The organism is Mycobacterium sp., from assembly GCF_019247615.1.
Lineage (GTDB): Bacteria > Actinomycetota > Actinomycetes > Mycobacteriales > Mycobacteriaceae > Mycobacterium.
Genome location: NZ_JAFBAT010000111.1, coordinates 1 through 25,485 on the forward strand (window position 1 = coordinate 1; position 25,485 = coordinate 25,485).

Sequence of the window (25,485 nt, forward strand, 5' to 3'; positions counted from 1 at the left end):
CAGCACGTCGCCCGTATGCCCGTTCAGGGGCTGACCCAGCGGCTTCGGGTGCGCCGAGTCGCTGAGGTTCCACAACAGCACCGTGTTATCGCCGCTGCCGGAGGCGAGCACGCGTCCATCGGGACTGAAGGCCACGCTGAGGATGGCGCTTTCATAGCCGGTCAAGGGTTGCCCTAGCTGCCGCGGCTGTGCAGGGTCGGTGAGACTCCACAACCGGATGGTGGCGTCCTCACTTCCGGAGGCCAGCGTGCGGCCGTCAGGACTGAATGCCACGGTCTCCACGCCACGGGTGTGGCTGTGCAGCGCTTGGCCCAGCTGTCGCGGGCGGGTCAAGTCGGCCAGATCCCACAACTGGATGGTGGCGTCGGCACTTCCGGAGGCCAGGGTGCGGCCGTCGGGGCTGAACGCCACGCTCTCCACCGCGCCGGTGTGGCTGCGCAACGGTTGGCCGAGCTGTCGCGGCTGCGCCGGGTCGGTGAGATCCCACAGGTGGATGGTGGCGTCGTCACTGCCGCAGGCCAGGATGTGGCCGTCGGGGCTGAACGCAAGGCTCTCCAAACTAGTCGTTTGGCTGTGCAGGGGTTGGCCGAGCTGTCGCGGGTGCGTTGGGTCGGTGAGATCCCACAGCTGGATGGTGGCGTCATCACTTCCGGAGGCCAAGGTATGCCCGTCAGGACTGAACGCCACGCTCTCTACGGCGCCGGTGTGCCCCCGGAGGGGCAGCACGGTGTCGAGGCTCCATAACCGGATGGTGCCATCGTGGCTGCCGGACGCCAGGGTGTGCCCATCGGGGCTGAACGCGACACTCCACACCGTTCCGCTGTGGCCCGTGAGGGGCTCGCCCAACGGCCCGGGGTGAACCGGGTCGGTGACGTCCCAGAGTCGCACGGTGTCATCGTGGCTGCCGGAGGCAAGCGTGTGCCCGTCGGCGCTGAACGCGACGGTTTCTACGCGGTCGGTGTGCCCCCGGAGGGTTTGGGCAGCGTGTGCCGGGTCGGTGAGATTCCATAGCCGGACGGTGCCGTCACCGCTGCCGGACGCCAGGACGTGGCCGTCTTGGCTGAACGCCAGACTTGCCACGCTGGCGCCGTGGCCCTGAAGCGGTGGGCCCAGCGGGCCGGGGCGCCCCGGGTCGGTGAGATTCCACAACCGGATGTTGCCGTCGCCGCTACCGGAGGCCAGGGTCTGACCGTCGGGGCTGAACGCCAAACTTGCCACGCCGGCGGCATGGCCCTGTAGGGATTGGCTGAGTCGGCCGGGGTGCGCCGGGTCTGCGACGTTCCACAGCCGCACGGTGTCATCGTCGCTCCCGCAGGCCAGGGTGTGTCCGTCGGGGCTGAACGCCACCGTTTGTATGCGGCCGGCGTCGCCTCGAAATGGTTCGCCCAGTGGGCCCGGGTGGGCCGGGTCGGTGAGATTCCACAATCGGATGGTGCCGTCGTCGCTGCCCGAGGCCAGGGTGCGACCGTCGGGGGCGAAGGCCACACTGGCCACACTGGCGCCGTGTCCCTGGAGGGGTTGGCCCAGTGGGCCAGGGTGGGCCGGGTCGGTGACGTTCCATAACTGGATGGTGCCGTCGGCGCTACCGGATGCCAACGTGTGGCCGTCGGGGCTCACCGCCACGGTGCCAACGGGCGCTTTGGTGGGGACGATGATGCGAGTGGTGTTCAGCGCTGCGGTGGCGGTGTAGAGAGGGCTGCGGCTGACGGCCGGGTCGGAACGCAACCGTTGCGCAGCCAGGGTCGCGGCGAGTGCGCGAATGTTGCTGTCGGCAATGGTTCCGGAAAACACCGCTGCGGCTTGGGCATCGAGTTCGGCGGCCAGTGCGGCGCGCGCCTGACGGGCAGCGCGGTTGGACATGACCACTGCCGTGACGGCAGCCACGACGGCGATGACGGCGATCACGCACGTAACGGCGAGCACGCCGCGCAGGACGCGAGACCGCTGTCGAAGTGCCGCGGCGCTTTCCTGAGCCTGCTCGCGCGCTTGAGCCTCCGCGGCGGCGAGTTTCTTGGCGGCCTCGAGTTCGGCTTCCTGGCGTTGCTTTTCGAGCTCGGCCCGCTCGTTTTCGCACTGTCGCGAGGCGAGCAGGTAGTCACGGGTGTGCTCGAGGCGCTCGCGGAATCCGGGTTTGACGGCCAGGTTCTCGGCGGCCGCCAGCCGGGGGCCCCGGAGCAGCCAGGCGTCATCACGCTGCTTTTTGTCCCACTCGGCGGCGCTGCGTTCGAGGGCGTCGGCGGCCTTGAGGTCTTCGCGCTCGTCTGCAAGCCAGCCCGCCAGCTCTTCCCATTGGCGCAGCAGGCTTTCCAATGCGACTTCGACGACGACGACTCCGTCGCGGACGTCTTTGATCAGCAACCTGCGGTCCACGAATCGCTCCAACAGCGGGCGACTGTCGTCGGGCAGATCGTCCCAGCGGGCCAGGCGGCGCATCGGCTGATCGTTGTCCGGATTGATGGTGGCCAGCCATGGGATGAACGCGGCCCGCAGTCGTTTCAGTTGCTCGGCCTGCTCGGTAGGTTTCGATGACAATAGCTCGCGGATCTCGGCTTGGACGACGCCGCCGATCCCACCCCGCTCGGCATAGGGCTTGACCGTGAGCCGCCCAGTCGACCCGTAGTCGCGGTAAAGCCATGCCAGGGTCAGTGACAGCAGCGGAAGGGTATCCGCGCCGCCGGTGGCGTCGGCCAGCAGGTCGCGCACAAGTCCCTCGTCGAAGTACAGCGGGCGCCCGCCGTCAGTCGAGCGCTGCGCCGGTCCGGTGATCACGCTGTAGAACTGGGTCGAATCCATCGGCCGAAGGTCGAACTGCTTGGTCTGCAGCCCGGCAAGCGGTCGCGCGGTCTGCATCAGCTCGTAGCGGTCGGTGCGGATGGTAGTCGCCACGATCAACGGGATCCTGTCCTGGCCGTTCGCGCCGAGCGCCAGATCCCGGATGAGCTCCAAGAACCCGGTGGCCTCCACGCCGGCGTCGCTGCTGAACAGTTCCTCGGCCTGATCCAGCGGCAAAACGATGGTTCGAGGCCCACTGTCGGTGGCCGCGTCTTGCAGTTCCCCGGTGGCCGCATCTCGGCATTCCACGAGCCAGGTCCGCAGCCTCGCGGCGTCACCGCGCGTGCATGCTTCCTTGATCTCACCCAACGGCGGCGCGGTCAGGCCGACTCGTTGCCGCGTGGTGCAAATCGCCTGTGCCAGACCGGAGGCGCCGGTGAGCGCCTTGAGGGCGGGGCGGACGATGTCCAGCACGAGATAGCTGCGTGCATCCCTCTGCAGGCGCGGCACGACGCCTGCGCGCAGGAAACACGACTTGCCGGCTCCCGACGCGCCCAGCACGACGAACAACGTCTCGTCGCCATCACGCATGCCGCGCAGGGCGTCCATCGCCCGCGCCAGTTCGGCGTCCCGACCGAAGAAGATGCCTGCGTCGATCGGCTGGAAGGGCTCCCATCCGAGGTAGGGCGGCCGGTCCGGCTGCGACGGCGGTGGCCATGGGAACGAGGCCGCCCCGATGCCGTCGCGTTGCACTCCCTCTAGTCCCGGGAGTGGGAACGTTCCCGGTGACGTCGCCACCACGATCCGTGGGGTCGATGGGGCGCCCTGGCTGTGGTCTTCGGTGCCGGCCGGCCGGCCGGGCAACGGTGTCGCCAGCGCGGCGTATGCCGCAACCGCCAGCTCACCGGCGCTCTTGTAGCGTTGGTCGGGCTCTTTCGCCATGCCGCGGGCAATCACATCGTCGAATCCGACCGGCACGGCGGATTGTTTCTCACTCGGCCGCGGCGGCGGCGCAGTAAGGTGCGCCGTCATTTGTAGTGCCACACGGTCACCGGAGAATGGCCATTCGCCGGTGAGGCATTCGTAGAGCAGACATGCCAGCGCATAGACATCGGCGCGGCCATCGACGACATCCGTCGTCAGGCGTTCGGGGGCCATGTAGGCCCACGTGCCGACGGTGCGGCTCTCAGCAGTCAACTTTGAGGCCGAGGGGTCCTGGGCGATACCGAAATCGATCAGGTAGACGAAGCCGTGATCGGTGATCAAGGCGTTGGATGGCTTGACGTCGCGGTGCACCAGGCCGTGGGCGTGGGCGGCGTCCAGGGCGGCTGCGATCTGTTCGATCACCCGGACGGCCCGCGCCGCAGCCATGGGACCGTCTCGCTTGAGCGCGGTTTCGACATCGACCCCGTTGATGACGGGCATCACCAGGTACAACTGGCCGTCGATTTCGCCCGTGTCGTGGATGGGGATGATGTGCGGTTCGTTCAACCGCGCAGTGATCAGAGCCTCCCGGCTGAATCGCTCGCGAAAACCCGGTTCGTCGACCCGATCAGCAGGCAACACTTTGATCGCCACGTCACGTCCCATCACGGTGTCGTGAGCCTTGTAGACGTGGCCCATTGAGCCCTGGCCGATCAGCTCGAACAATCGGTATCGACCGAACTCCCGCGGTTCCAAGTGGCTACGCTCCCAGCCTGTTTGCCCTGCGCACCACCGAACTCGTCTCCCCGTTGGCCGTCAATTTGTCGACAATGAAGCATCCCGCGTTTCATGCATATGTTGGGTGTGCCCCGGCTTCGTCGAGTCAGATTATTGTTTTTTGAGAAAAATTTGGTGGAGCTTGCCGAAAGCTCAAGCCATGGATTTGCGCGGTGATATCGACACGCCGGAGATCAACGGCGCGATTCGGTGATCCTCAGCCGATCAAGGGCGCTGATCGGCTAGCTGCGCGGCAGGTTCACTTGGACACCCATCCGTGTGCCCCGGCGCCGCCGTGACCGCCACCGGGACGCCGTTGAGCGCCGCTGTCCCGCAACGTTCGTCGACCAATCCGCGATCGGTGAGGTCGTTGGCGCTGACCCCCGGCGTCCTGGTGGCGACCGACAGCTGCACACCGGGGTACTGATGTCCCCACCCGTGCGGCAACGACACCACGCCGGGCATCATGTCGTCGCTTGCGACGACCTCCACGTCCACCGAGCCCGCGCGCGCACTGACCCGCACCCGGCTGCCATCCGCCAGGCCCCGCTGCGCCAGGTCGGCCGGATTCATCAACAGCTGGTGACGCGGCTTTCCTTTGACGAGTCGCTGGCTGTTGTGCATCCAGGAGTTGTTGCTCCGCAGGTGCCGACGCCCGACGAGGACGAGACCGTCGGCGCGGTTGGCAATCGCCTGTTCCAGGCGCGGCAGATCGTCGACGAGCAGCTTCGGGATCAGGTCGATCCGCTTGTTCTTGGTCGCCAACGCGCCGGGAAGCGACGGTTGAAGGGGACCGAGGTCCAGACCGTGCGGAGAACGCCTTAGCTTCTTCAACGAGATGCGGTGTCGCCCCGTTCGCAACAGGACGTCGACGAGCTGGGTCGGGGTGAGTAGCAACGAGGCCACTTTCGCGGCCGCGGCCAGACGTTTGCGTGGCGGTCCACCACCAAGGGCGGTCTTGCGGGCGTAGCGAATTCCCAGTCCGCGGAAGATCTCCCAGTCGTGCCGCGCGTCGCGCGAGCGTGGAAACACGGCAGGGTTGAACCGCGCCGTGTTGTGCACCGCGACGAAATGGAACACGAGGTCGTAATGGTCTCGCTCCAGTGCGACCGTGGGCGGCAGGATGACGTCCGCGTGCCGAGTGGTCTCGTTGATGTAAATGTCCACGGACACCATGAAGTCCAGCTTGGCGAGCGCGCGGTCCACGGTGGCCCCATCCGGGGTGGACAGGACCGGGTTGCCGGCCACCGTGACCAGGGCCCGGATCTGCCCGTCGCCCTCGGTCTCGATCTCCTCGGCCAGCACCGAGACGGGAAGTTCCCCCGCGAATTCCGGCAGTCCGCGCACGCGGCTACGCCACGCGTCGTAATGCCCGGCGCTGAGTCCTTTTGTCACGTCGGCCGCGGGCGTCGTGAACATCGCGCCGCCGGCCCGGTCCAGGTTGCCGGTGAGGATGTTGAGCAATTGAATCGCCCACTGGGCCAGGGCCCCGAACTGCTGGGTGGAGACGCCGGTGCGACCGTACGCAACGGCGGCGCGCGCGCCGGCGAATTCGCGCGCGATCCGGCGGATCGTTTCGGCCGGCACACCGGACGCCGCGGCCGCGTGTTCCGGCGTGAATTCTCCTATCAGAGAACGCAATTGATCGACGTTGTCGACGTAATCGGCGGGACGCGCGAGACCCTCGGTCAACAGCACGTTCACCATCGCCAGCAGCACGGCGGCGTCGGTGCCCGGGCGAATGAAGTGATGTTCGTCGGCGATGCGCGCTGTTTCGTTGCGGCGCGGGTCGAATAGCACGAGCTTGCCGCCGCGGGCCTGCAAGTCCTTGACGCGACCGGCGAAGCCCGGCGCCGTCATGATGCTGCCGTTGGACGCCATCGGATTGGCGCCGAACATGAGGAAGTATTGGGTGCGGTCGATGTCGGGGATGGGGAAGCGGAACTGATGGCCGAACAGTTGCCAGTTGACGAACTGGTGTGGCAGCTGGTCCACCGACGTGGCCGAGAACCGATTACGGGTATTCAGGAGGTCCGCGAAGGGTAAGGCGTGGGTGACTCCTCCCAGACTGTGCACGGTCGGGTTGCCGATGTAGACACCGACGGCGTCACGTCCGTGGCGCTTGCGAATGCCGGCCAGCCGATCCGTCACGAACTCGAAGGCCTCGTCCCACTCCATCTCCCGCCAGCCGTCGGCGGTTCGGCGCACGGGGCGGCGGAGACGGTCGGGGTCGGTGTAGATGTCTTGCAGCGCCACGGCTTTCGGGCAGATGTGGCCGTGCGAAAGCGGATCGTCGGGATCGGGCTTGATCGCAAGGACCTCGCGGTCTTGGACGGTGACCTGAATTCCGCAAAGTGCTTCACACAAAGTGCAGGCGCTTGATACGGTGCGCGCTTCCGTCATCGTCAAAGGCTATACCCGGGAGGCGCCGCAGTGAAATGGGTCACCATCGGCCCACATTGGGCAGACTTTCAATCGATCACGCGTTCCACCCAACATGCGGTACGCGAGGACGATCAACGGACACCATGGCAACCACTATGTGGAGGCCGCCGCCTTCTGGGTCCTCGCCGGCATCATCGTGGCCATGGCCTTCGGGGACTTTCTGGCCGTCTTGGCCATAGCATTCGCCGTCGCGGCGGCGATCTCATGGAGCTACCGCGCACTCGAGCGCCGTTGGGAGCGAAAAGATGCGGGGATTGCCCCTGTCCGCCGTCTTCGCCCCGCATTGGATGGGCGTGCTGACCAGGAACCCGCTCCGGCGCACGTGTCATGGCGCGGCCCGAAAGTTGCTTAAGCCCTAACGCCGACTTGTTCCTGGCTTGCCGAGTGTGCGGCCAGCCGCGCACTCACCGCCGACTGTGCAGCGGTCCGCTTGCTCGCGGGGCGAAGCACGAAGTCGCCGAAGGTCTTTCAGATATCAGCAAGGGTCGCCGTCGGGCGTGTAGTACGGCACCCCTTCGACCGTGTAGCACGGCACTTGGCCGGGCCAGTACGGGTCGGTCGCCGCCGCTATGGCGGCACCCGTCGCCACACGCCCGGCAACGTCGCTGCATCCGCCGACAGCGATGTGGCGACCGTCCGCGCCGGCGCACACATCGGCATGCGCCATCGGCGCCACGACCACCGGGCCTACCGCCATCGCCACAGCGGCCACGGCCGCTCCAATTGCTTTCTTCATCGCTCAGCCTGCCTTCCGCCACTTTGCGGTTCTCGCGCTTGTGTTCGTACGGTCAACGTAGTCCTGAGCAGTGACTGACGTGGGACTTTCGTCTGCAACCTCGGCCAGTTCCCCTTATCCATGTCGATTAGGCAAGCCTTAGTTTAATATCCACGGGTCGGGTTTGGCGAAGCGCTGTCGTCGCATGAAGGAGTTGGTCGAAGGTGACCGATACAACCGCACGCGTGGCGGACCAGTCCGAGGAGTCCCCCGAATCGGTATCACGCCGCGGCCGGTTCCTGCGGTGGGGACTGCTGGCGGTGTGGGGCCCCGGTCTGGTGGTGATGCTGGCCGACACCGACGCCGGATCGCTCATCACCGCGTCGCAGTCCGGTGCTCAGTGGGGCTATCGCATGGTCCTGCCGCAGCTGATCTTGATGCCAATCCTCTACGTCGTGCAGGAAATGACGGTTCGGCTGGGCATCGTCACCGGAAAGGGCCACGGCGCGCTGATCAGGGAGCGGTTCGGGCGTTTCTGGGCGTGGATCTCCGCATTTACGTTGTTCGCGTCGGCGATCGGCGCGTTGCTGACGGAGTTCGCTGGCGTCGCCGGGGTCGGGGAGCTCTTCGGTGTCTCGCGCTGGGTCAGCATCCCGATCGCGACCGCGGCACTGTTGGGTTTGGCGTTGACCGGAAGTTACCGGCGCGTCGAGCGCATCGGCCTGGCCGTCGGCGCGGCCGAACTGGCGTTTCTGGTGGCCATGGTGATGTCGCGCCCCGACCCGCACGCCTTCATCGACGGCCTGAAGTCGATGCCGCTGGGCAATTCGTCGTACCTGCTGCTCGTCGCGGCCAACGTCGGCGCGGTCATCATGCCCTGGATGGTGTTCTATCAGCAGGGCGCGGTGGTCGATAAGCACCTGTCGGTGGCCACGATCCGCCAGGCTCGCCACGATACCGCCACGGGCGCGGTGCTGACCCAGTTGATCATGATCGCCGTGGTCGTCACCACGGCGTCGACGGTCGGGGCGCACAACGGCGAGAAGACCTTGAACACCGTCGGCGAGATTGCCGGTGCGCTGACACCGTATCTGGGCCGCGTCGGCGGCACCGTCTTGTTTGGACTCGGGATGCTCGGGGCGGCGCTGGTCGCCGCGATCGTCGCGTCGCTCGCCGGAGCGTGGGGACTCTCCGAGGTCTTCGGGTGGCGACATACCCTCAACCAGCGGCCCAACCGCGCCACCGCCAAGTTCTACATCACCTACGGACTCGCCCACGTCATCGGCGCCGCGCTGGTCCTGCTCAGCGTCGACCTGGTGAACCTTGCCGTGGACGTCGAGGTGATGAACGCGTTGCTGCTGCCCATCGTGTTGGGCCTGCTGCTGGCGCTGGAAGCCCGGGCGCTGCCCGAGCAATGGCGCATGCGCGGACTGCGCAAACACGTCGCCCGTGTCCTGTGTCTGGTCGTCATGGGTTTCGGGCTGTACATGGTGCCGCAGGCGCTCGGGTGGACCTGAACGAACATCACCCGCGGTTGTGCGCCGGGTAGGCGTGAACCAGCGCGCTGTTGAGTCTGGGCACGGCGTGAGTGAGTTCGTGCTCCGCGTCGTGTGCAATGCGGTGGGCGTCCTCGAGGCTGGTGTCCGGGTCGATGTCGAGTTCGGCGTCGGCGTGCAGGCGATGGCCGATCCACCGCATCCGGATGCTGCGGACATTGCGGACGCCGGGCCGGGCGGCCAGCGATGCTTCGGCGGTGTCGACCAGCACGGGGTCCACGGCGTCCATCAGTCGGCGGAAGATGTCGCGCACGGCGCCGCGCAGCACCGCCAGGATCGCGACCGTGATGATCAGGCCGACGATCGGGTCGGCCAACGGGTAGCCGAGGGCGACGCCGCCCGCCCCGAAAAGCACTGCCAGCGAGGTGAATCCGTCGGTGCGCGCGTGTAGGCCGTCGGCGATCAGCGCGGCCGAACCGATGCGGCGGCCGGTCCGAATCCGGTAGATCGCGACGACCTCGTTGCCGACGAAGCCGATCAGGCCCGCGGCGGCGACCCAGCCGATGTGCTCGATGCTGACCGGGTGGATCAGCCGCCGGATGGCTTCATAGCCGGCGACGATGGCCGAAAGCGTGATCATGCCGATGACGAACAAGCCGGCGAGGTCTTCGGCGCGGCCGTAGCCGTAGGTGTACCGCCGGGTGGCCGCACGGCGGCCCAACGCGAACGCGATCCACAGCGGGACAGCGGTCAGTGCGTCTGAGAAGTTGTGGATGGTGTCGGCGGCCAAGGCAATCGATCCGGAGACGAGGGCGATGACAACCTGCACCGCTGCGGTCGCCCCCAGGCCGACGAGGCCGATTTTCACCGCGCGGATGCCGACCGCGCTGGTTTCCAGTGCGGCGTCCACGCTATCGGAAGCGTCGTGGCTGTGCGGGGTGAAAATCTGCGCGATGACACCGCGAATTCCCTTGGGGTGCTGGTGAATATGGCCATGAGCATGCCCGTGGTTGTGGTGCTGTTCGGGGTGCTGGTGGTGGGTCGTCTGGCTCATCGCTGCCCCGTCTTTGGCGGCCGGTTCCGATTGCTCGACAGCACCGGGACATCGGCGTCGGCGTGGTGAGCCGGGACGCCGGGACCGGCGTGTTCGGCGTTGCACACGGCGTCCACGACCAGTCGCTGGACATGCTCGTTTTCCAGGCTGTAGAAGATGGTGGTTCCGGCGCGGCGGGTTCGGACCAGCCGCGCCATCCGCAGCTTCGCGAGGTGCTGCGACACCGATGGTGCGGGTTTGCCGATGCGGTCGGCCAATTGGTTGACCGACAGTTCACCGTCGATGAGTGTCCATAGCAGCCGCACCCGGGTGGGGTCGGCCAGCATACGAAAGACCTCGACCACCAGCCCCACCTGATCATCGTCAATCGAGTATGCCTGCCTACCTGCATCCATACTTAGATAGTAGAAGACCGGCGCCATCCGGACCACTCCTGAGCAGGCGACCGATGATCCGAACGAGCTGCTTCCGCGGTACAGAGGTGTACTGGTGCGGTTGACGCGGCTGGCGAGCACCGATTTGACGAACCAACGAGAAAGTCAATCAAAACCAGGGACCCGGGAAATGGCCGTCCCGGTCTTGGACCATCACGATTTCCCTGCACTCGCCGTTCAACGCCGCGGCGTTCTCCCCGCGGCACACCAGCGTCCAGCCCGTGATCCGCGCGAAGGGCCGCACGGACCAGCTCGTCGAGATCGGATCGGTAGCCGGTAGGGCGAGTACGGCAAACGTCTTGCCGACGTTGGTGATGTACAGGTGGTCCTCGAAGAACGCCAATTTGGAGATCGACATCTTCGTCGCGTCGTCGCGGGACTTCAATAAATCCCACTTTTGCGTCCGAAGGTTCAACACCCCGAACCCGAACTGTGAGTTCTCCGAGTTGCGACCGTCGATGAACAGCTTGCCGTCCGAGAGGGTGGCCGAAAGACTGCCGCCGGAAATCTTGTCCGAGTCGCCGATCTTGATGACGGCCTTCGCGTTCAGGTCGTAGAACGTGGTTGACACCACGGTGGGGTTGGACGGATCCGAGCGCGTGATCTTCACCAATTTGTCGGAACCGTCGGACAATTCGGCATCGACGCTCGATATGTCGTTGTCCTGATAGATCGATTCCCCGTTCGGGCGGCGCAGCTCCGCGCCCGACGTCTTGGCGATATCCGTATTCCGTTGAAATGCAAGGACGTCCTGCCAGACGCGGGCCGGCTGCGGGTCGCTCCACATGATCGACAGATCGGAACTGGAAAGCATGACGGTCCGGGGCGCCGACGTGGGGCTACGCCCGTCGGTGAAAGCGTTGACCCATGCCACGCCCGATGTCGTTGCGGCGAGCCCCCATTCGTTCGGCGCGGTCAGCTTCAGGTCAGGGGTCGGTGGTTGCAGCTCCTTGGTCACCAGCGGCTGGCTCGTCTTGAAATCGAAAACATATCCGGCGGTCCTGGTGACTTCCGGTTGCGGCCCTTGCGCCGGTCGGACGGTTGTGACCACGTAGACGACTTTTATGTCGTCGCCACTGCCGGTCAGCGCACAGATGCCACCCGTCAGGTTTTCCCCGGCAGGGACAGCCGGGATGCCTGGCACCCCGTATTGCCCGGTTTTCGTGTCGAACACCTTGGGCCGGATGTCCTCCAGCGCGGTCTTGCGGAGTGTGAATTTGTCCGGGCAACCGAAGTAGGCGGTGCCGCCGTAGCTCTTCCAGTCCTTCTCCAAGGGGCCCGTTACCGGGAGCGGCGGGGGAGCCGAACTGGCGGTGGTCGTCGCGGTAGACGTCGAGGTGGTGGGTGTGGCCGCGGGCGGAGCAACGGTTTCCGAACAGGAGGCGACGGCCAGGCAGACGACCGACGCCATCAGGGCAGCCCTGTGCTTGGGCGCAGTTCGCTCCCGGCTCCCACCCATCGAAAATCCCCCCGTTATGTGCGCTAATCGACGAGGGTAGGGCCGCCTCGAAACGACCGCGACTTGGGCAGCTCAAGTGGTACACCAATGCCATGAGCCGCCTTGCCGAAGAAACGCGCTGGATGGACGCCACCGATCAGGCGGAGCTGGTGGCCAAGGGCGACGTCACGCCGAGCGAACTCCTGGAGGCGGCGATCGAGCGGATCGGGCAATCGAACCAGTCGTTGAACGCCGTGGTCATCGAGTGGTTCGAGCATGCCCGTTGGGTGGCCGCCGGCCCGGATCTGCCCGCGGGCCCGTTTCGCGGCGTACCGTTCCTGCTCAAGGACCTGTACACCAGTTACGCCGGTCAGACCTTGTCGAACGGGAACGTCGCGTTGAAGAACGCGCGCAAGATCGATACCGCCGACACGACGCTGGTGGCCAGATTCAAGGCAGCCGGGTTGGTGATCGCCGGTCGGACGAACAGCCCCGAGATGGGCAGCTTGCCGACCACGCAGCCGCTGGCCTGGGGTGCCACCCGCAATCCCTGGGCGCTGGATCGGACGCCGGGTGGGTCAAGCGGCGGCGCCGCCGCCGCGGTGGCCGCCGGCATGGTCCCGTTCGCCAACGCCTCGGACGGCGGCGGCAGCATTCGCATTCCCGCGTCGTGCTGCGGCCTGGTGGGGCTCAAGCCCAGTCAGGGGCGCATCACCGTCGGCCCGAGGCGCGCCGAGGTCGGCTTGGGCGTCGAACTGTGCGTCAGCCGCACGCTGCGTGACACGGTGAGGTTGCTCGACGCGGTGCGCGGTCCCGGCGTCGGCGACAGCGTGATCGCCCCGGCCCCGCGGCGGGCCTACATCGAGGAAATCGGCGCCGACCCGGGTCACCTGCGTATCGGGCTGCTCGACGTCCACCCGCGCGGCGGCTTCCTGCACGAGGACTGCGTCACGGCGGTGCGGGCCGCGGCCTCGATGCTCGAGGGGCTGGGACACCTCGTGGAACCGGTGTGGCCGGCGTGCCTCGCCGACACCACGCTGGTCGAGAAGTTCATGACACTGTGGGCGACCCAGCTGGGGCTGGCGGCGCGCGAATTCGGTGAGACGCTCGGCCGCGAGCTGACCGCCGACGACATCGAGCCGGTCAACTGGGTGCACGTCGAGCGCGCCCGGCGGTTGACCGCCGTCGACTACGCGGCGGCGCAAGCGGCGGGTTGGGCGTTTCGGCGCGCGCTGCAGCAGTGGTGGGCCGACGGATGGGATCTGTTGCTCACGCCGACGGTGGCCGAACCACCATTGCCGCTAACTGAATTCGAGAACGATCCCCAGCATCCGACGGCGCCGATGCGCCGCGCCGGTGAGTTCGCGGCATTCACGCCGCCGTTCAACATCAGCGGCCAGCCGGCGATCAACCTGCCTCTGCACCATAATGCCCAGGGGCTGCCGATCGGCGTTCAGCTCGTCGCGGCGTATGGGCGCGAGGACGTGCTCATACGCGTTGCGGCGCAACTGGAATCGGCCCACCCCTGGTCATCCGATCACCCGCCAATCCCTTGACGCCACCCGGCGGACAACGCCGGCGCAAAAGTTTCGTAAGGATTCAGCGAAAATTCGGCAAGCGTCGGGGGGCAGGCTGGTCGACATGGACACCGTCCACACCCTGAAGCGGGTTGTCGCCAGCGCCCCGACAACATCGTCGATGGACCGCCGCCACCGCCGCCACCTCCCGTCTTCCGTACACGGGAGGACGGCCAGCGCACGGATCATCTGTGTGTTTGCGCCCTAGGAGCACGAAATGTCTTATCTCCCAACGAGAATCTCTTATCTCCCGACGAGAATCATTGTGATATTCGAAGCGGTCCTGTTGGCCGGCGCTCTGCTGGCAGCCGGTCCAGTGCGGGCCGAGGTCTTATCGCCGCCCGCGCCGACCCACGACTACCCGCTGCGGCCGCCCCCCGCTCCGCTGGGCGACCCGATGGCGGAGGCGGACGAGCTGCAGCGCCAGATCGCCGACCTGGACGCCAGCTGGGACAGTCTCAGCCCGGCGCAGCGAAACCAGCGGATCGCCGGGCTGCAGCAGCTGGCCACCAACGTCGATTTGGCCAGTCGCAACCTGCCTCAGGATCAGAAGGCCCGGGTGGACGCCATCCTGTTGCCATCGCTTGGCCATCTAGCTGTTCTTCTCGGGAAGTCGCAGGGGCCCAATCAGCCGTGCTACTTCCCCTCCTGTCTGCCCGGGCTCTAGGAAGCGCACCATCGCAGCATGCTGCTGGTTCCAGCGTGGGTGTGGCGCGGCGGCCCGGCTACCGGACCGTCTGCACGCGTCCCGGTCGGTATCGTCATGGCCGCCTTGGTGTTGACGACGCCCGAGCTCTCACCGCACCGCCGCACTGGGCAACCGCGGGCCGTCACGCGCGCCGAGGTTGGTGGCCGCGGTGACGACCGCACGTTCAATCTGCCGAAGCGCGTGCACCGCGGTCAGCAATCTGCGGGTGTCGGGCCCGGATTCGTCCTCGCCGTCCCGATGCCGGGCCAGGCACTCGACCATGTCGAGCTCGTCGGTCGTCGAGTTGACGATCACCCCGTCGGCGCCGTCGATCACGGCGATCAGCGCGTCCACGTTGCCTCGAGTCTGCGCTGCCGCCGACGCGAACGCATCCGCCAGCTGTTCGCTCCCGCCCGGATCCCGGTACTGCTCGCTGCTGCGTGCCAGGCTGCGCCCATACCGATCGCAGGCCCCGAATATTCGTAACGCACGCCGAATGCTTCGCCGGCCGGCGAGGCCGGCGACCCCGGCCAACTGCGGCTTGGCGCTCGTCCGGAATTGCTGCAGCGCTCGGTCGAGCTGGCGCGCCTGCTCCGTGGGACTGCGGGTCTCGTGCTCATCGAACATCGCCGCGGCAGAGACCTCGATCAGCACGGACAAGGCGGTCAAAAAGGCACGGCTGTCTTCCCTGATGGCGATTCGGGTGTGCGTCGGCAGCACCAGGATGGCAACGGCGACCCCGATGACGGCACCGATCGCGGTCTCCTCGATGCGTAGCATCAACACGCCGAGGGAGAACTGACCGATAAGGCCGTACAGCAGCGCCAGCATCGCGGTGATCCAGAAGGTCATCAGGCTGTAGGTGACCGTCATGAAATAGAAGGCGCAGAAAAGACACACGAAGATGGCGACCAGCGACGCGGCGGTGTCGCCGGCGACCAGCGTCGCCACCAGCATGCCGCAGGGCACGCCGAGCAGGGTGCCCAGCAGCCGTTGCCACCCTTTGGTCAGAGTCTCGCCCCAGGAATTGGTGCCGGCAAAGATCACGAACGCCGCGATCACGGCCCAATACCAGCGGGCCGGTGACACCAACTCACCGGCCACGATGGCCAGCGACGCCGCGACGGACACCTGGATGGCCTGCCGGGTGGTCGGCCGCAGGCCTTGCCGCTGATCCTCGCCGGCGTCACCGTCCACGCGCGTTCCGGGTGAAGCGCGCTCGCCACTGGCCAGGTCGGCGGCCTTCCCGGCGGCGGCGCCCTCAACGATCGCCCGAACTTCCGCGGTCGCCGTCGAGGCGTTGACGATCGCCAGGGCAAGGCGGCGAACGGCGGTGGTGCCGTCGGCGGTGGCCGCTGACTCCGTGGCCGGGCGGTCGAGAATCCGTCGGGCCCGGCTCGCCACCCGCTCGAGCACGCCGGCCCGCGGCAGCCGGATCGCCCGCGCGAGCTCGGTCAGCGCCGCAACGAGTTCGGCGCGGGTGTCGGCCGGTATCTCGCCGTCGAGGGCCGCCGCTCGTCGACCCGCCGTCCCGACCCATTCGATGGCGAGTTCGGCGTCGAACAGCCATGGGGCCAGGTGTTCGCTGGTCACCCCGGGCCACAGCACGGCTGGGTCCGCTTTGTCTTCGATCTGGCCTTGCACCATGAGGGCGGCCTCGTTGAGCCGGATGGTGCGTGCTCGCATTCGGCGACGCCGGCGTTCGTCGAGGTGACCCGTGCGGACCGCTTCGGCCGTGGTGTCCACCACGATGGCCATGCGTGCCCGCAGCGCCCGAATGGTTGCGCGCAGCACGCGTTCGGGCCGGTCGGGCAGCAGGTAGCTGCTGATCACCAGGGTGCACACCGTCCCCACGACAACCGCCAGGATCAGCCAGGGCAACTCCGAAGCGGTGGCTCGCAGATACAAGGTGAAGAAATAGGCCATGAACGCGACCATGCCCAGCGCCCGGCCGCGGGTCCCGAATCGGCGGGCGTAAGCCGCGGCGAAAGCGATCATCACGAAGGCGACCTCGCTGGCCACCGTGTGCTTTGACAGCAGGGCGGCGGTGGTGATGGCCAGGGCGGCGGGCACGGGCAGCAGCCCCATGGTGATCCGTTGCCGTTTTGGGTCGGGCTCGTCGACGGAGCGGGACGCGACCATCGCGATGACCACACCGAGCAACGCGACCGTCAGGGGCTGCCGCGTCGCTCTGGTCACCACATACATGATCAGCAGGGAACAACCAAGCGCGGCCGTCGTCCGGGTCGCCATGCGCAGCCGAAGCAGTCCGGGATCGGACCCAATCCACCAGTTGCGCACTCTTTCGTAGAGATCAGTTATCGCGGACGTCCTTTCGCCGGCTCGACACAGATGGTTACCCGAACTGCGCCGCAGCGACCAAGCTAGTCTTCGACAGCGTGACAGCGCCGACGCGGGTGAAGCTGGCCGACGGCCGTGACCTGCTCTTCTTCGCGTTGCCGGGGCATTGTCCGGCACCGGTCGAAGATCGCAGGCCGCTGCCGGCGCGCGACCCGCACGCCTCACAGCTGCGGTACGACCAGTCGACGGGGCAGTGGGTCATCATCGCGGCGCTGCGCCAAGACCGCACCTACAAGCCGCCCGCCGGCCTGTGCCCGCTGTGTCCCGGTCCGACCGGAGTGACCAGCGAGGTGCCCGCCCCCGACTACGACGTCGTCGTTTTCGAAAACCGGTTCCCCAGCCTGTCCGGCGCAGATCGTCGAATACCGGCGGCGGCGCTCGCGTCCGCAGGTGACGGCTTCGTGTCGGCGCCCGGGCACGGCCGCACCGAGGTGATCTGCTTTTCCAGCGAACACACCGGCTCGTTCGCTCAGTTGCGGCCCGCGCAGGCCCGGCTCGTCATCGAGGCGTGGCGCCACCGCACCGCCGACCTGCTGGCCGCACCGGGCATCGAGCAGGTGTTCTGCTTCGAAAACCGCGGAGAGGAAATCGGGGTGACGTTGACGCACCCGCACGGTCAGATCTACGGCTACCCGTATCTGACGCCACGGACCGCCGCCATGCTGGGGCAGGCCCGGGAACATCGAATCCGCTACGGCGGCAACCTCTTTGCCGACCTATTGGCGCGCGAGGTCGCCGACGGCAGCCGCGTCATCGCGCGCAGCGACCTGTTCACCGCCTTCGTGCCGTTCGCGGCGCGCTGGCCCGTCGAGGTGCACATCTACCCGAACAGGTTCGTGCACAATCTCACCGAGCTGAACGCGGAAGAGCTGCACGGATTTGCCGAGATTTACCTGGACGTGCTGCGACGGTTCGACCGGATGTATTCCGCTGCGCTGCCCTACATTTCGGCGCTGCACCAGTTCGCCGCCACCGACGCCCAGGCCGACGGTTACTTCCACGTCGAGTTGCTTTCGATCCGGCGCAGCGCCACCAAGCTCAAGTATCTGGCGGCCTCGGAATCGGCGATGGACGCATTCATCAGCGACGTCACACCCGAAAGCGTCGCCCGGCGACTGCGGGAACTCGGATGACCGTACGGTACGCCGCGCCGGGGCGGATCAACCTGATCGGGGAGCACACCGACTACAACCTGGGCTTCGCGCTGCCGATCGCATTGCCGCAGCGCACCATGGTGACCTTCGCGCCCGACCGCTCAGATGCGATCACCGCGTACAGCAACCGTGCGCAGGGCGTGGTGCGGTTTCCGCTCGCGACGGTTCCCGGACAGGTGACCGGCTGGGCCGCCTACCTCGCCGGGGTGGTGTGGTCCCTGCGTCAAACCGGTCAACCGATACCGGGCGGCACCATGTCGATCACCAGCGACGTGGAGATGGGGTCGGGGCTGTCGTCGTCGGCGGCGTTGGAATGCGCGGTGCTGGGCGCGATCGCGACGGCCGCCGGAATGCGCATCGACGCGAAGGAGCAGGCGCGGATGGCCCAGCGGGCCGAAAACGAGTACGTCGGGGCCCCAACGGGTTTGCTCGACCAGCTGGCATCGTTGTTCGGGGAACCCTCGACGGCGCTGCTGATCGACTTTCGGGATCTCAGCGTCGTGCCTGTGGGGTTCGACCCCGACGCCTCCGGTGTCGCGCTGCTGCTGATCGACTCCCGCGCCAGGCACCAGCACGTCGGCGGCGAGTACGCCGTCCGCCGCAAATCGTGTGAACGCGCCGCCGCCGATTTGCAAGGGTCATCGCTGCGTGAAATCTGGGATCGCGGGCGCGCGGACTTGGACGCAGTCCAAAGCACCATCGATGCCCGCCGCGCGCGCCACGTTCTGACGGAGAACGGCCGGGTGCTGGATTTCGTTGCAGCGATTCGTGATTCGAACTTCGTCGAGGCCGGCCAGATCTTCACCCACTCACACGTCTCTATGCGCGACGACTTCCAAATCACTACCGAGCACATCGATCTGATCGCCGACACCGCGGTCCGCGCGGGCGCGTTCGGCGCCCGGATGACCGGCGGCGGCTTCGGTGGTTGTGTGATCGCGTTGGTGCCCGACGGCCGGGCCGACGCCGTGGCCGAAGAGGTGCGGCGGACGGTCCTGGCCGCGGGCCATCCGCGGCCGATCATCACCCGGACCCGTGCGGCCGAGGGCGCCGGCCCCGCGTGACTGAGCTTCGCCGCCGGTCGGCTCCCGGTGCTCATGTGGCGCAGGTGACCTCAGGCCGCAGTGAACTTCACCGCGCCCAGGTGCATCCGGTCAACCGCCTCTTTGAACTCCTCCCGCGTCGGTATCCGCTGGTCGCGAAACTTCAATCCCATCATGCGTTGGGCGCGCGCGACGCCATACGACTCGGCGCAGCGATGGTACAGGTCGGAGACAATTTCGCGGTCGCCGATGAGCTCGCCGCGCATGGCGGTGGTCTTGCCGTCGTAGACAACCTGGGCCGGCGCGCCGTTGCGGAAGTTCTGCTTCCACGGGGCGCTGGCCAGCGCATAGAGCTCCTGATCGATGACGTGGGCACTCACCGGAATCGTGTACTCCCGGCCTGTCTTTCGCCCGGTGAAGCGAAGCACCATGAGCTGTTTGCGCGCCGGACCGGCGAGCGGGGTGCGCAGCAGGAAGCCCAACGCCGGATTGACGAAACGCAGCAGCGCCGACGGCGGATGGCCGGCGTCGATCGCGTACGGCTGTGCTGTCATGAAACCACCGTAAGCCAATCAGGGTCGCCGGTGCAGCGATTGCGCAACCGCGCCGTGGGGCGGTGCATTCCCCGCGGCCCGGTGCGCCTGCTTGTCGCGGATCAGGGCGTGATCTTGGTTTGGTCGTCGATGACGTTCGCGGCGTCCATCAAGACGCCTTGATCGCTCTGCAGCGAGTCGGCGTTGAGCTGAAGCACGAACACCGCACCCTGGCTGGGAATCACGACCGTCTTCTGCGCGACGGCCCGAGTTTGGCCGTCCTTCAGGTAGGTGCCGCTCAGCTGCCAGGCCTGAAAGCCGCTGAGCGTCGAGGCCCGGCCGTTACCCGAGCCCTGGTAGCCGGGAAGACCCAAGATCTCGTTGGGGGCGTACTGGATGATCTTGGCCTGGTCGACGTTGCCGGTGAGTTTCGAAAGAAGCGCCGAGATGGTGGGTGGGTCTGCGGGATTCGCCGGCTGCGAGAAAATGATGCCGCCGTAAGACGTATTGGCGTTCTGGTTGATCTGCCAGCCCGCCGGCACCGGCAGGTCGACGTTGGGACCGGGATCGCCGTGACGGACGGGAGTCTCACTGATTCCGCTGTCGCGGATGTAGTCGGCGATCGTCGGACCGCCCTGCGCGCCCGGCGTCGGGCCGGCCGCGGAAGTCTTGGTCGAGGTCGATGTTGAGGTTGACGTGGAGGTCGAGGTCGAGGTCGAGCTCGACGTTTTGTTCGAGCCGCAACCTACCAGCGCAAAAACGAGCGTCAAGGTAACAGTTGCTGCTGTCAAGTGTTTCATCAATCAAATCTCCCGAGGATTGGGCCGGTACCAGCACCAGCCACGCGGGAATGAGACTAACCGACGTCGCGATCGACGTTGCTGGCGAACCGTTCAACTTCTCGGTCGAAATGCCGCGCGAACAGACGTCCATCCAGTAAGAGACAGCTATGCGGGCACGGCGGTCCTTCATCGCAATTATCGCGATCATCTCGCTCGTGGGCGTGTTCATCACTTTCGTCGCAGCGGCTCCGCCGAGTGCCTACGACGGTGAGCCGGAGTTGGTCGCCAATCCTGTCGACCACGTCGACACGCTCATCGGGACCGGGACGGGCGGCGAGACGGTGGGGGAGATCAACAACTTCCCCGGCCCCTCCGTGCCGTTCGGGATGGTGCAGTACTCACCGGACACCGTCGGCAACTACGCCGGCTACAACTTCGACAACCCACGCTCCACGGGGTTCAGCATGACCCACGCGTCGGTGGGCTGCGCCGCGTTCGGCGACATCTCGATGCTGCCCACCACCACCGCAGTCGGATCGCAGCCGTGGAACGCCTGGGAACGGATCGCCCACGACGACTCAGAGCAGGGTTTGCCAGGCTACTACACCGTGCGGTTCCCCGGCACGGGCGTCACCGCCGAACTCACGGCCACCACCCGTACCGGTGTCGGCCGGTTCCGCTATCCGCACAACGGCCGGCCCGCGCTGTTCCAGGTACGCTCCGGTGCGTCCCTCGCGGGCAATTCCCGCGCCACCATCCAGATCGACGAGGGCGGCGCCACCATCACCGGCTGGGCGACCAGCGGCGAATTCTGCGGCAAAAACAACACGTACACCGTGTATTTCGCGATGAAATTCAGCCAGCCGTTCACCTCTTACGGCACCTGGGACGGCCATTCGGTCTATCCCGGTGCGCCACGCGCGGCCTCGCCATACAGCGGAGGTTACGTTGAGTTCCCCGCCGGGTCGGTGCTCGAGGTGCGGACGGCGATCTCCTACGTGGGCATCGACGGAGCGCGCGCGAACCTGGCGGCCGAGGGTCAGAAGAGCTTCGACGACGTGCGCGCCGCGGCCGCGTCGCAGTGGAACGCGGCGCTGTCGTGCATCGCGGTGGCCGGGAGGAACGTCGCCAACCTCGATACCTTCTATACCTCCCTGTACCGATCTCTGTTGCACCCCAACACCTTCAACGACGCCGACGGCCGCTACATCGGATTCGACTGCTTCATCCACACGGTGGCGACCGGGCGCACCCAATACACCAACTTCTCCGATTGGGACACCTACCGGGGCCTCTCGGCGCTACAGGGACTGCTCTTTCCCAGGCAGGCCAGCGACATGGCTCAATCGCTCGTCAACGACGCGGAGCAAAGTGGGTCGTTTCCCCGTTGGGCCCTTGCCAATTCGGCCACCGGCGAAATGACCGGGGACAGTGTGGTGCCGTTGATCGTGAACCTCTACACGTTCGGCGCCAAGGATTTCGACGTCAACACGGCACTGCGCTACATGCTGCATGCCGCGACCACCGGTGGTGCCGGGCTGGGCGACTACGTCGAGCGCCCGGGCATCAGCACATATCTGGCGCTCGGCTACGCACCCGAAACGGCGCAGTTCGGCGACGGCGCCTCGATCACGCTCGAGTGGTCCGTCGACGACTTCGCCATCTCCCGATTCGCGGAATCACTCGGCGACACCGCCACGGCCGCCGAATTCCAGCGCCGGGCGCAATACTGGCAGAACCTGTTCAATCCGACGACCCGCTACATCTCGCCCCGCGACGCCATGGGCTTCTTCCAGCCCGGCCCGGGGTTCGTGGATTCCCCTGTGGGCTTCGGCCAGGAAGGATTCGATGAGGGCAACGCCGAGCAGTACGTCTGGTGGGTACCGCACAACGTCGCCGGATTGGTGACCGCGCTGGGCGGCCGCACCGCCGTCGCCGGCCGGCTCGACCGGTTCACCGAAAAGCTGAACGTGGGCCCCAAAGAACCGCATCTGTGGGCGGGGAACGAGCCGGGCTTCGGGGTGCCATGGCTGTACAACTACATCGGTCAACCGTGGAAGACCCAGCTCACCGTCGACCGGGTGCGGGGCCTCTTCGGTCCCACACCCGACGGCGAACCAGGCAACGACGACCTGGGCGCGATGTCCAGCTGGTACGTCTGGGCCGCCCTGGGCTTGTACCCGAGCACCCCGGGCGCGCCAATTCTCGCAGTGAACACGCCGCTGTTCGATCGGATTGTCATCGCCCTTCCCGGAGGCAAATCCCTCCGGATGTCCGCTCCCGGCGCATCGGGTCCGCACCACCTCAGGTACATCGGCGGCTTGAGCGTCGACGGCCGGCCCACCGATCACACGTGGGCCCCCGAGTCGATCGTCGACACCGGTGGTGAGCTCAAATTCTCGCTCGCCGCCTACCCGAACAAGGCGTGGGGCACGGCCGAGTCCTCCGCCCCGCCGTCTTTCGGCGCGGGCAGTTCGGCGGTGACCGTCAACGTCACCCGACCCGTCGTCACGATCGCGCCGGGCCGCGCCGGGACCGTGACGGTCGACGCGCAACGGATGATCGACGGCGCCGGCGGATATGGCATCACCGGCGCAGCCACCGAGGCCGGAATCAGTGCTGCACCGGCGTCCGGCCAGTTCCACTCGGACGGGTCGGTCAGCGCCGAGGTGTCGATCACGGTGGCGCCGACGGTGCCCGAGGAATACTACGTCGTGTTCCTCACCACCGCGGTCGGCGAAAGTGTAAGGAGATCAGCCATTTTGGTCGTCGTAGAAGCTGACGAGTGACCGATAGCTGTGGGTCGCCTGAGCTCGCAAGGATTCTTGCGAGGCGTCGTCAGATCATGTCGTTCTCCGTCAGCCACCGCATCACCTGCCACCCGGCGAATACGGGGAGCCAACAGGTGAGCACGCGATACAGCAGGACCGACGGCACCGCAACGCCCGCCGGCACACCGAAGGCGGCCAGGCCGCCGATCAGTGCGGCCTCGACGGCGCCGACACCGCCGGGCGTCGGCGCGGCGGATGCCAGTGTTCCGCCGACCATCGTCACCACCGTGCAGGTGACGAACGACGCGCCGCCGCCGAAGGCTTGGACGCTGGCCCACAGCGCCGCCGCCGCGCCCAGGGTCGTCACGGAGCAACCCAGGATGATCAGCCCCAGCCGTTTGGGTTCGCGGGCGACCTCGACGAGGTCGCCGGCCAGTTCCTTTAGCCTGGGACTCAGGTCCGTCGCCAGCCAGCGCCGCAGCCGCGGCACCAACAGAAACGCACCGATCATTCCCAACGCCACGCCCGCGATCAGGTACAGCACCGTGGATTTCGGCACGAAGTGCTTGAGGTCCATCGATGCGCCCGCGACGGTGCTGAACAAGATCAGCAACAGAACGTGCATGATCACCTGAACGGCTTGTTGCAGTGCCACCGCAGTGGTGGCCCGCACCGCCGAAAGGCCGCCACCCTTTTGCAGATAGCGTGTGCTGAGCGCCAGGCCACCGATTCCAGCCGGCGTGGTCGTTGCGGCAAAGGTGTTGGCCACCTGCGCAATTGACAGCTTCCAGAAGCTCACCGATTCGTCGGCGCTGGCCCACAGAGCCGTGGCCGCGCCCACGTAGGTGAGCGCAGATATCACCAAGCCCAGCAGCGCCCACCACCAGTTGGCCCTGCTCACTGCGGAAACGAATGTCGGCACGGTGCTGATGAACGGATATGCGACGTAGACCAGCGCAACCAGCAGCACCAGCTGAATGACCTGCCTGCGGGTGAACCTGGTGATGGTTTCGGTTTTGATCTGATCCGCCCCGGTCTGGCGTTGCACCTCCGCGCGAGTCTCGGAGATGACGGCACCGGCATCGGATATCGACTGCCGGATCCGTTTGGGCACGGCCGCTTTCGTGAGCCGGCGCGAAGCCGTCAACACGGTGTCTTTGCCGAATACCTCGATCGCCGCGCCCACCGCGGACTCCGCGTCATACAACGCCGACGTCGTCACCAGAAGCTGAGCGATGTCCGATTGCAGTTGGATGTTGGTGGCGCCGTACTCGGCGCTGCCGAACCCGCCGAAGAGCACCGTGCCGTCTAGGATCGTGATCTCGTTGCTGCGCAGATCGCCGTGGGAGATCTGGTGGTCGTTGAGGACTCGCAGCGATTCCCATACCCGGGCAACCGGCAGCGTCAATGCGCATCGGTCAAGCGGCGCACCGCGAACGGGCTTGTGCGCGTATAACATCCATCCCCGGTCAAGGAGAGCGACAGCAATCGGCGCCGTGTTGCCGACGCCGACGTCACCGACGGCAATGGCCATCAGTGCGCGGTGCTCGACGGCCCGGCGCATCGACGCCACCAGGGGTCCGGTCTCGCTGCCGCGCAGCCGAAGCTTGCGCCAGAGTTGCAGCAACGCGCCGCCGCTGCGCTGATGCGGTCCGTACAGCTCGACCACAGCCTCGTCGGAGGGCGCATCGGAATCCGCGCACCGGGCCGAAAGAACGAGCGGCCCCGGTCCGGCCGGCCGGACCACTTGCAGCGCGGAAACCAGGCATCCCCGCTTGGCCAGCGCGCGCACCGCGCCGTCGAGCGGCACTTCGAGCGCGGGCGTGCCGACGACCAGGACCACGAGCGCGCCGACGAACCAGCCCACCGCCAGACCGAGCAGGGAGCGCGCGGGAACTATCGCACTGACGAAAAGGTGGATCGGCACGAAGGCCAGCAGCAGCGCCCACCACCAATGTCGCCAGCGCGCGGGAAGCCAGGGGCCCGACACGGTCAGCACCGACGCAAGCATCGCGATCCACCGCGGGTCGTCCAGGATCTGGGCCAACACGGTCTGTGGCCGGTCGGAAAGGTCGAAATGCCATTGGGGCGCCGAGATGCCGTTGCCGCCGATGGACAGCGGAAGAACCGCGAGGATCCCGGCGGCCGCATACGCGCCGAGCAGCTTCCACTGCCGGGCGATGATCAGACCGATGAGGATCGCGAAGGGCAGCGCCAGGATGGCGATGCCGTATACCAGGTAGACGAGATCCGACTGGGTGGGGGTCAGCACGCCGACGATCTCCGATATCGATCGCTCGAGCGCCACCCACTGTGGGCGGGTGATCAGTGAACCGGCGATGACGATCGCGAAGAAGATCGCGCTGGCCGCGAGCCGGATGATGTCGTTGGTCCGCCGGGTTATCGGTTGCAGCAAGTTGCCCGACACGCTGATTTCGCGCCCGTCAACTCGCATGGCTCGATCCTCTGCGATCCTGCGGAGCGGGCCGCGCCGTTGGCGGCCCGTCGACAACTTAACCGG

16 protein-coding genes are annotated in these 25,485 nt (G+C 66.8%); 6 read left to right on the forward strand and 10 right to left on the reverse strand.

The features are described from left to right. The 3 genes from JO059_RS07435 to JO059_RS07445 all read right to left on the reverse strand — a co-directional run. On the reverse strand, window positions 1-4,452 hold a 4,452-nt coding region (locus JO059_RS07435), incomplete at its 3' end, for a protein kinase (protein ID WP_293315448.1). Between the two features lie 246 nt (window positions 4,453-4,698). Further along, on the reverse strand, window positions 4,699-6,876 hold the full coding sequence (locus JO059_RS07440; protein ID WP_293315449.1) for a molybdopterin oxidoreductase family protein: 2,178 nt from the start codon (window positions 6,874-6,876) through the stop codon (window positions 4,699-4,701). Between the two features lie 517 nt (window positions 6,877-7,393). Continuing rightward, window positions 7,394-7,654, reverse strand: a complete 261-nt coding sequence (locus JO059_RS07445) for a hypothetical protein (RefSeq protein WP_293315450.1) — start codon at window positions 7,652-7,654, stop codon at window positions 7,394-7,396. Window positions 7,655-7,857: 203 nt separating this feature from the next. Here JO059_RS07445 and JO059_RS07450 point away from each other — a divergent pair, with 203 nt between their 5' ends. Continuing rightward, window positions 7,858-9,150 (forward strand): divalent metal cation transporter, encoded by a 1,293-nt coding sequence (locus tag JO059_RS07450; RefSeq protein WP_293315451.1) that lies wholly within the window; start codon window positions 7,858-7,860, stop codon window positions 9,148-9,150. 7 nt (window positions 9,151-9,157) lie between these two features. Here JO059_RS07450 and JO059_RS07455 read toward each other — a convergent pair whose 3' ends face one another. The 3 genes from JO059_RS07455 to JO059_RS07465 all read right to left on the reverse strand — a co-directional run bounded on the left by JO059_RS07455 (window position 9,158) and on the right by JO059_RS07465 (window position 12,028). After that, complete coding sequence (locus JO059_RS07455; protein ID WP_293315452.1) at window positions 9,158-10,183, reverse strand: cation diffusion facilitator family transporter; 1,026 nt, start codon at window positions 10,181-10,183, stop codon at window positions 9,158-9,160. After that, window positions 10,180-10,578, reverse strand: a complete 399-nt coding sequence (locus tag JO059_RS07460; RefSeq protein ID WP_293315453.1) for a metalloregulator ArsR/SmtB family transcription factor — start codon at window positions 10,576-10,578, stop codon at window positions 10,180-10,182. Before JO059_RS07460 ends, JO059_RS07455 begins: the two co-directional genes overlap by 4 nt. A 148-nt stretch (window positions 10,579-10,726) precedes the next feature. Next, window positions 10,727-12,028, reverse strand: a complete 1,302-nt coding sequence (locus JO059_RS07465) for a hypothetical protein (RefSeq protein WP_293315454.1) — start codon at window positions 12,026-12,028, stop codon at window positions 10,727-10,729. A 140-nt stretch (window positions 12,029-12,168) separates the two neighbouring features. On the opposite strand from JO059_RS07465, the gene JO059_RS07470 reads away from it, so the two are divergent. Both JO059_RS07470 and JO059_RS07475 read left to right on the forward strand, forming a co-directional pair. Next, a complete protein-coding gene (locus JO059_RS07470) occupies window positions 12,169-13,611 on the forward strand; it encodes an amidase (RefSeq protein ID WP_293315455.1) in 1,443 nt (480 codons plus the stop codon). A gap of 286 nt (window positions 13,612-13,897) precedes the next feature. After that, on the forward strand, window positions 13,898-14,299 hold the full coding sequence (locus JO059_RS07475; RefSeq protein WP_293315456.1) for a hypothetical protein: 402 nt from the start codon (window positions 13,898-13,900) through the stop codon (window positions 14,297-14,299). A gap of 129 nt (window positions 14,300-14,428) precedes the next feature. Here the strand turns inward: JO059_RS07475 and JO059_RS07480 are convergent, their stop codons facing one another. Next, window positions 14,429-16,573: an FUSC family protein gene (locus JO059_RS07480; protein WP_293315480.1), complete on the reverse strand. Its 2,145-nt coding sequence runs from the start codon at window positions 16,571-16,573 to the stop codon at window positions 14,429-14,431. Between the two features lie 146 nt (window positions 16,574-16,719). On the opposite strand from JO059_RS07480, the gene galT reads away from it, so the two are divergent. Together galT and JO059_RS07490 are read left to right on the forward strand one after the other, a co-directional pair. Further along, the gene (gene galT / locus JO059_RS07485; RefSeq protein ID WP_293315457.1) at window positions 16,720-17,814 is read left to right on the forward strand and encodes a galactose-1-phosphate uridylyltransferase; all 1,095 of its coding nucleotides are present in this window, start codon (window positions 16,720-16,722) and stop codon (window positions 17,812-17,814) included. Continuing rightward, window positions 17,811-18,899 carry a galactokinase gene (locus tag JO059_RS07490; RefSeq protein WP_293315458.1) on the forward strand — a complete coding sequence of 363 codons (1,089 nt, stop codon included), beginning with the start codon at window positions 17,811-17,813 and terminating at the stop codon, window positions 18,897-18,899. Before galT ends, JO059_RS07490 begins: the two co-directional genes overlap by 4 nt. A gap of 50 nt (window positions 18,900-18,949) precedes the next feature. Here JO059_RS07490 and JO059_RS07495 read toward each other — a convergent pair whose 3' ends face one another. After that, window positions 18,950-19,432, reverse strand: coding sequence for a hypothetical protein (locus tag JO059_RS07495; protein ID WP_293315459.1), 483 nt, complete (start codon window positions 19,430-19,432; stop codon window positions 18,950-18,952). Between the two features lie 101 nt (window positions 19,433-19,533). Continuing rightward, window positions 19,534-20,211, reverse strand: coding sequence for an LpqN/LpqT family lipoprotein (locus JO059_RS07500; RefSeq protein WP_293315460.1), 678 nt, complete (start codon window positions 20,209-20,211; stop codon window positions 19,534-19,536). A gap of 149 nt (window positions 20,212-20,360) precedes the next feature. On the opposite strand from JO059_RS07500, the gene JO059_RS07505 reads away from it, so the two are divergent. Continuing rightward, entirely contained in the window at window positions 20,361-22,982 is a 2,622-nt protein-coding gene (locus JO059_RS07505; protein WP_293315461.1) for a GH92 family glycosyl hydrolase, read from the forward strand. 49 nt (window positions 22,983-23,031) lie between these two features. Here the strand turns inward: JO059_RS07505 and JO059_RS07510 are convergent, their stop codons facing one another. Continuing rightward, window positions 23,032-25,419 carry a lysylphosphatidylglycerol synthase transmembrane domain-containing protein gene (locus JO059_RS07510; protein ID WP_293315462.1) on the reverse strand — a complete coding sequence of 796 codons (2,388 nt, stop codon included), beginning with the start codon at window positions 25,417-25,419 and terminating at the stop codon, window positions 23,032-23,034. Window positions 25,420-25,485 lie beyond the last annotated feature (66 nt).